Here is a 7872-nt window from a genome sequence, read left to right on the forward strand (position 1 = left end):
TATGAAAATTATACCATTTCAAATACTTGATGTACAGAACATACCTTCGGTATTTTATCTGTACATCGCATTTGATCTCACTCTCATCCCACCCCACCCCTAAAGGGGGTGCTATCGCACCGTAGTGGGCTTTCCCGTTCGGAAAATCTGTAATTTAAGTTACGGCAATGGATTTTATTACTTAGCAGGCCCTTCATAGACTTAATAGGTTTAAGGCAATGATTAGTTAATCGGCGTTGTACAAAAGCCTTATTTACTACGTTTGTTTGTGAATTAAATCACAAGTGATATGCGGAACAACAAAATGAGTTTTATGATTAAGCTTTCATCAAGCGTTTTATCTGGTGCAGTACTGTTAGGAGGAGAGGGGGACAGTTTTAACACTGCTTCAGCAGATAGTACACCATCCGCAGCCTCGCTGTATATCGCAATCTCATAGAGGAACAGAATAAAGCAGGTGGTCTGTCAGGAGAAGGTCAAGTAGTCCTGATGAGAATGAGAAACAAATTTCACAGCAATCACTCACTTTTCGAAGAGATAGGCAACAATAATGCCTCCTCACCGATTTTGAAACCGCTTTAAAAGTCTCGAGAATCAGGTTTATTCTGGGGGTGAATAAATAATAAATCTTGGCTATCAGGACAGAGCCAATACGGAATGATGAGTTCCGAGATTCTTACTAGGAATAAAGGAGGTGATTTTCTCAGAGAAGAAAAAGTTAACTTTTCAATAGACAAAGATGGACGAAAATAGACGCAACAGTTGTGTCTATTCAAAAAAACAGGAGGAAACATTTAGGAGGTAGTGATATGGTAGGGATTATCCTAGCAAGTCATGGCGAATTTGCTGAAGGCATCTTACAATCTGGCGCAATGATTTTTGGAGAACAAGAAAACGTTAAAGCGGTTACCTTAATGCCAAGTGAAGGTCCAGACGATTTGAGGGCAAAAATGGAATCAGCAGTTGCATCTTTTGATAATCAAAATGAAGTATTGTTTTTAGTTGATCTATGGGGCGGTACTCCATTCAATCAAGCTAACAGCTTGTATGAAGAACACAAAGACAATTGGGCAATCGTTGCTGGTATGAATTTACCAATGGTGATTGAAGCCTATGCATCCCGTTTCTCAATGGAGTCTGCTCAAGAAATCGCAGTACATATCGTTAAAACGGCAAAAGAAGGGGTTAGAATTAAACCTGAAGAACTAGAACCGAAAGAAAATACTGAAACCGTAGTAGTTGAAGATGGACAAGCAAAAGGTCCGCTTGCTCCAGGTACAGTAGTTGGTGACGGGAAAATCAAGTTCGTTTTAGCCCGTGTGGATTCTCGTTTATTGCATGGTCAGGTAGCGACTGCATGGACAAAGTCTACTAACCCAAATCGTATTATCGTAGTCTCAGATGCAGTGTCTAGAGACGACCTTCGTAAGAAATTGATCGAACAGGCGGCACCACCAGGGGTTAAGGCAAATGTTATTCCAATCAGCAAAATGATTGAAGTTGCAAAAGATTCCCGTTTTGGTAACACTAAAGCACTATTATTATTTGAAAACCCACTAGATGTCCTAAGAGTTATTGAGGGCGGTGTGGACATTAAAGAAGTTAACGTTGGTTCTATGGCTCATTCAACCGGTAAAGTTGTCGTTAGTAAGGTTCTTTCTATGGGACGAGAAGATATTAAGGCTTTCGAGAAAATGAAAGAAAAAGGCGTTCAATTTGATGTACGTAAAGTACCGAATGATAATCGTACAAACATGGATGACATTCTAAAAAAAGCGAAAGTTGAATTAGCATAGTGACATAGCAAATTTAAATGAAATGGGGGGCCCATCATGTCTATTATAGAAATAATCTTAGTAATACTAATTGCTTTTCTAGCTGGTATGGAAGGAATATTAGATGAATTTCAATTTCATCAACCACTAGTGGCATGTACATTAATTGGTTTAGTAACAGGCAACTTGGAGGCCGGTATTGTTCTTGGTGGTACACTTCAAATGATTGCGCTTGGATGGGCAAATATCGGGGCAGCCGTAGCGCCAGATGCTGCATTGGCATCAGTTGCATCAGCAATTATTTTAGTTTTAGGCGGACAAGGTGTTAGTGGTGTTGCATCAGCAATCGCAGTAGCGGTTCCACTTGCAGTAGCAGGCCTTTTCTTAACAATGATCGTTCGTACACTAGCTGTCCCTATTGTACATATGATGGATACGGCAGCTGAAGAAGGAAATATAAAAAGAATCGAAATGTTACATATCGCTGCGGTGTGTCTACAAGGGATTCGAATTGCGCTTCCAGCAGGAGCACTTTTATTTATCCCTGCACAAAGCGTTCAAGCATTCTTGGAATCAATGCCTGCATGGTTAACTGACGGAATGGCTATTGGTGGTGGAATGGTTGTTGCTGTTGGTTATGCATTAGTTATTAATATGATGGCAACAAAAGAAGTATGGCCATTCTTCATTATTGGTTTCGTAATAGCTGCAATCTCTCAATTAACACTTATTGCACTTGGTGCTTTGGGTGTGGCTTTAGCTCTTATTTACTTGAAACTTTCTAAAATGGGTGGTTCTTCAAATGGTGGTGGGGGCAACTCTGGCGACCCACTTGGCGATATATTAAACGATTATTAATTCAGAAGGAGGAGAAAAGAAATGGCAGAAAAAATTCAATTAACAAAAAAAGATCGTTTAGCCGTTGCATGGCGCTCTACGTTTATTCAGGGTTCTTGGAACTATGAACGTATGCAAAATGGTGGTTGGGCCTTCTCGATGATTCCAGCAATCAAAAAATTATATAAATCAAAAGAAGATCGAAAAGCAGCGTTAAAACGTCACTTGGAATTCTTCAATACGCACCCCTATATTGCTTCACCAATTCTAGGAGTTACATTAGCACTTGAAGAAGAACGTGCTAATGGTGCTGAAGTTGATGATGTGGCAATTCAAGGGGTTAAAGTTGGGATGATGGGTCCTTTAGCCGGTGTTGGTGATCCAGTATTCTGGTTTACCTTACGTCCGATGTTAGGTGCTTTAGGTGCATCATTAGCAATGGGTGGAAATATCCTTGGGCCAATCCTTTTCTTCTTAGCTTGGAATCTAATTCGTTGGGGCTTTATGTGGTATACACAAGAATTTGGTTATAAAGCAGGTTCTAAAATCACTGATAATCTTTCAGGTGGATTATTACAAGATATTACAAAAGGTGCATCAATACTTGGTATGTTCGTACTTGCTGCCTTAGTGCAACGGTGGGTATCGATTAAATTTCAGCCGGTTATATCTAAAGTTCAGTTAGATAAAGGTGCCTATATTGAATGGGATAAGCTTCCTTTAAATGGGGAAGGAATACGTCAAGCTTTTGAACAAGTAAACTCAGGAATGGCACTTTCACCTACGAAAGTAACAACCTTACAAAATAACTTGGATCAATTAATTCCTGGTTTGGCTGCATTGCTTCTGACATTCTTATGCATGTGGTTGCTTAAGAAAAAAGTCAGCCCAATTGTTATTATTCTTTCTCTATTCGTAGTTGGGGTAGTTGGTCACGTAATTGGACTTTTATAATGAAAGTATCGATACTTTCAATTCACAATGCTTGCTATTGAGATGTAGTTTGTAGGAGATTTTTACAGCCTTCAAATGCATAATTGTTTGCATACAAAAGTGGATGGAGGATATTGATTCGTCCACTTTTTATGTTGACTTAATTGCTTAGAGAAGTAATTAATAAACAAGATAAAAGAAATGGAGCGGATATAATGGTTCAGTCAATTAATACAAAGGTAGATCTAGTAATAGATGCCACTTCTTTTATGGGACTTTCAGATTATGGGGAAATTATGATTGGTGATAAAGGGTTTGAATTTTATAATTCTCGTGACACACGTAAATTTATTCAAATTCCATGGGAAGAAGTAGATCACGTTATTGCCTCTGTGATGTTTAAGGGGAAATGGATTCCACGTTATGCGATTGAAACAAAGAGAAACGGGATCTTCACCTTTTCTTCTAAGGATCCAAAAAAAGTTCTTCGGACCATACGAGAATATGTAAATCCAAATCACATGGTTCGTTCTCTAAGTTTCTTTGATGTTATTAAACGATCATTTAAGTCGATGAGCAAGAAAAAAGAATAAAATGAATAGCGTAGTTAAAACATTCTAGAACAAAAAAGGTTAGGAATATTGGATATAAAATATGATAAATACGAGTTATTAGAAATTTTCGAGGATGAACCAGAAGATTATTACATTTCAGGTGCAGGCGTATATAAATATAGCAAAACAGATAATTTAGGTTATAAACTGTTAATGTATATGTCAGTATATAAAAATACTGTTGTATTAAACCTACTATTAACAGAGAAGACCATTTTTGATACGAATATAGCCTCTGTAGAAAAAGTCTATACCCGTGAAGACACACTTTATATTCAATGTTCAGGAGAAAATAAAATTATCAAAGTGAAATTCAAGCCCTACTTTTCGATTAAAATAGAGGAACTCTAAACAGTTGAAAAAGGGGTACCGTCACATCGCTATCAAGCTAAGCTTATGCAAAGTCAATTTTAGGCGAGATTGTTTCTTTTTTCTAAAGAGCAAGTGTAGATGTTTGAAAGATTTGCATACGAAATAAACCCTAACGGGTTTCACTTTTTTGAATTAAGCGGCTTGATTATCAGACATGGTACAATTGTAAACGACACCTAATATATCAAAGATAGTTTTTTTATCATATCGATGAGATTTTCGCCCATTTTGTTGTAGGAGATTGAACAGGCGAATTAGAATCTTTGATAGCTCTTGGGTGTCTTTCTGTATTGCTTGGAAAAGAAGAAGAAAGTAATCTTTAATCATATATATGGCCTTATATTCACTCAGTGCTCGTTTCTTTTTCATAAGAAGCAATTGCCGCATTTGAAACATGGTAGAAGAACAAAGTAAAATGGCAATCAGTTGCCCATACAAATGGCATTCCAATCGTTCTCGTTTTATCTTTTTACAATGATGTATATGAAAGAATGATTTCCACGTTTTAAATAAAATCTCGATTTGCCAACGTAAAAAGTGTTACAATCATAAAAATTCTCCTATTTTAGTCAATTACTATTCTTTTCACTTGGTTCAACAAATAAAACTAGAGCGTTGCGATTTTTCACATTACTTCTAGCAATCTCAAAAAACTCATAAAGTACCCCTTTGTTGAAGAGCAATGCCTATAATCCCATAAGATCCTTTACATGTTTAGCGTTCTTTTTAGATGTTAGTTTTTCAAGTAATAAAAATGCAACATCAAAAGCTGTGCCTGGATTTGAAGATGTAATAATATTTCCATCTTGAACAATTAAATCATTTTGTACTATTGCACCGAAATTCTTTAACTGCTCTTTTCGTTTACTCGTTGGATGACTGTATGTGGTGGCTTTTTTGTCTGTAAGAATTCCACTTTTACCAAGCGCTAATGATGCAACACAGATACTGGCAATAGGCTTCTGCTTGGCATAAAAATGCTGAATAACATGTAAGAATTCTCTACTGTATGCATCACGATAAAAACCAGCTTCTTCAAACCCTCCTGGAATAGCTAGTGCATCAAACTCATCTAATTGAATATCATCAACCGTTTTTTCGGGTATGACAGTAAAATTCCAAGTACAGGTTAATTTATTCCGAAGACCAACTGTTACGACCTCGGTTGATCCATCTCCCTCCCATTTATTCCAACCTAGTACGTCTGTAAATACACTAGCTTCCACTGCTTCAAATCCGTCAGCTAATAATAATAAAATCTTTTTCATATCGTAAATCGCCTCCTAATATCCTTATTTTATACAAACATAGAAGGCTAATAAATAAGTTCAATAAGGATATTCGATTGTTTGGCTTTATTATATAAAGAATTTAGTTTATTCTAGTTTATAAAAAAAGGTTGGATAATTTATGGATCAAATTGATAAAAAAATCGTGGGATTATTACAGTCAAATGCAAAAATTTCAATGAAGGATTTAGCAGAAGCCGTTCACTTATCTTCTCCGTCAGTAACTGAGCGAGTACGGAAGTTAGAGGAACAACAAATTATTGAAGGTTACCATGCACATGTTTCTCTAAAAAAAATAAACCGTCCAATTTCTGCACTTATATTGTTTAAATCAAAGGATTGTAAATCATTAGCTAACTTTTGCTATAATCATCCAGATGTACTTGAATGTTACAGAGTAGCAGGGGAAATTAGCTATATTGTCAAATTAGCAACATGTTCTATAGAAAGTTTAGAAGAATTTATTGATGATACAATGCAATATGGTACGCCTTCAACGAATATTGTATTATCTTCTTATGAAAAAAAAATAATTGCTCCCTTTATTAGTGAAGAATAAAAATACAGTCCTAATCAATTAACTATTGCTTACTCAATAATCCTTTAAAAATAGCCCTGATTTTTCTGACCTGTATAAAAAAATCAGGGTCTCTAATCATTTTTATCGTTTTGGGGTGGATTTGTTTTCTTAAGTTTATGGGCATGCGTCGTACCGCATAAAGGGAAAAAGAACGAATTTTCGAATATTTAACTATAATATACTAAATTTAGGAGGAGCTTATGAAAAGGATTTTATTGAAAAAAGCATTTTCCGCGTTAGTATTGACCACAGTTTTAACATTCTCATTTTCTACTGCTGCATTTGGAGAATCCGGAACTACCCAATCACTTAAAATGAACAATGTTCTTGAAAGGGTTGTGACGGTTGAAACAAAGGGTGAATTTGATCATGAAGAGACCCAAAATATGGTTGATCGTCTCTGGAGCATCCCAACTAATATATTGATCACCATGCATAAACAGGGAGTTCAGGTTAAACTGATTAATTTCCCTCTTACTGATTTGCCGGAGTATGAATATTTAAGGGGAACCGTTCCAAGGGGATGGGAACATACTCCATATACGTGGGATGATGTGCCAGGTGCAGGTGGGCAGACAGTTGTTGCTCGAATCGGTTACAGCTATAAAAAGATGCATAGTTCTGTAAGCCTTGAGCTGCATGAAACAGCCCATTCCATTGATCATTATGTATTTGACAATATTAGTTATTCGGATGAGTTTACTGAAATTCACGCTTTGGAGCATGATGATTTTAATGACAATCCATATTTCGATTACAAGGAAGAATATTTCGCCGAAGCCTTTGCCTATTTTTATGCTGGTCCAGACACGAAGGCTGAGTTAGAAGAAAAAGCTCCATTAACTTATAAATTTATTAATGAGTTGCAGCGGAATATCCCATCGGAAAAGCATTCAAATAAGTAGAATTATAGAATTTTTCCATAATCATGGGATTCCCAAGTTATAGAAACGGAATTCAAAAAGGGGTACGGCAAGACTTCCTTCTTTTTTGAGCCACTTAAAGAAAAGTCTTTTTATCCATTTAACGCTTGCTAGGTGTCAATATTTGTGCGAAAAAAGCTGTGATTAGTGATTTTTACTTGATAAAATAATTTATTTATGCTATGAATCATTTTTATAATTTTAAGGTAAAAAGGGGGCACGCTCCATCGCTATCAAGCTAAGAAATACAAATACCCCCAAAACGAGAGAATTGACATCTTCATGTGAAAATGTACATTTTTTTGTTTTGGGGTGTTATAAAATTCTTAAGTTGATAGCGATGGGGTCACCATATCATTTCGGGAAAATTGTACGTTTAGACACATTTTAACCAGTTCCCTGTACGTTAAGGAACTGGTTATTTTTTATCACTTTGTTATAGGATTTTTATCTCTTGACACTCCCACGGCTAAAGCCACAAGCTGACTAACGTCAGTGGGATTCTTGCTACCAAAGGCGAAGTCTATTTCTAGTATCGCTGACGTGCAA

At 36.3% G+C, this 7872-nt stretch carries 8 protein-coding genes and 1 pseudogene; 7 read left to right on the top strand and 2 right to left on the bottom strand.

Annotated features, from left to right (window positions below; genetic code table 11):
- The first annotated feature begins 809 nt into the window (after positions 1-809).
- The 5 genes from ACQKNR_RS28965 (at position 810) to ACQKNR_RS28985 (ending at position 4510) form a co-directional block, all read left to right on the top strand.
- A complete protein-coding gene (locus ACQKNR_RS28965; protein ID WP_427322681.1) occupies positions 810-1796 on the top strand; it encodes a mannose/fructose/sorbose PTS transporter subunit IIB in 987 nt (328 codons plus the stop codon).
- A 36-nt stretch (positions 1797-1832) separates the two neighbouring features.
- Positions 1833-2633: a PTS mannose/fructose/sorbose transporter subunit IIC gene (locus ACQKNR_RS28970; protein ID WP_427322683.1), complete on the top strand. Its 801-nt coding sequence runs from the start codon at positions 1833-1835 to the stop codon at positions 2631-2633.
- 21 nt (positions 2634-2654) lie between these two features.
- Positions 2655-3566, top strand: coding sequence for a PTS system mannose/fructose/sorbose family transporter subunit IID (locus tag ACQKNR_RS28975; protein ID WP_427322685.1), 912 nt, complete (start codon positions 2655-2657; stop codon positions 3564-3566).
- Between the two features lie 194 nt (positions 3567-3760).
- Positions 3761-4138 (top strand): DUF956 family protein, encoded by a 378-nt coding sequence (locus tag ACQKNR_RS28980; RefSeq protein WP_427322687.1) that lies wholly within the window; start codon positions 3761-3763, stop codon positions 4136-4138.
- Between the two features lie 48 nt (positions 4139-4186).
- Positions 4187-4510, top strand: a complete 324-nt coding sequence (locus ACQKNR_RS28985) for a hypothetical protein (RefSeq protein WP_427322689.1) — start codon at positions 4187-4189, stop codon at positions 4508-4510.
- 153 nt (positions 4511-4663) lie between these two features.
- Here the strand turns inward: ACQKNR_RS28985 and ACQKNR_RS28990 are convergent.
- Positions 4664-5065, bottom strand: a pseudogene (locus tag ACQKNR_RS28990) (transposase); the annotation flags it as partial.
- A 152-nt stretch (positions 5066-5217) separates the two neighbouring features.
- Positions 5218-5799, bottom strand: coding sequence for a DJ-1/PfpI family protein (locus ACQKNR_RS28995; RefSeq protein ID WP_427322691.1), 582 nt, complete (start codon positions 5797-5799; stop codon positions 5218-5220).
- A 142-nt stretch (positions 5800-5941) separates the two neighbouring features.
- Here ACQKNR_RS28995 and ACQKNR_RS29000 point away from each other — a divergent pair, with 142 nt between their 5' ends.
- Together ACQKNR_RS29000 and ACQKNR_RS29005 are read left to right on the top strand one after the other, a co-directional pair.
- Entirely contained in the window at positions 5942-6379 is a 438-nt protein-coding gene (locus tag ACQKNR_RS29000) for an Lrp/AsnC family transcriptional regulator (RefSeq protein ID WP_427322693.1), read from the top strand.
- Between the two features lie 221 nt (positions 6380-6600).
- Entirely contained in the window at positions 6601-7305 is a 705-nt protein-coding gene (locus ACQKNR_RS29005; protein WP_427322695.1) for an anthrax toxin lethal factor-related metalloendopeptidase, read from the top strand.
- Positions 7306-7872: the final 567 nt, after the last annotated feature.

It is taken from the genome of Bacillus sp. NPDC094077 (assembly GCF_050279465.1).
Lineage (GTDB): Bacteria > Bacillota > Bacilli > Bacillales > Bacillaceae_G > Bacillus_A.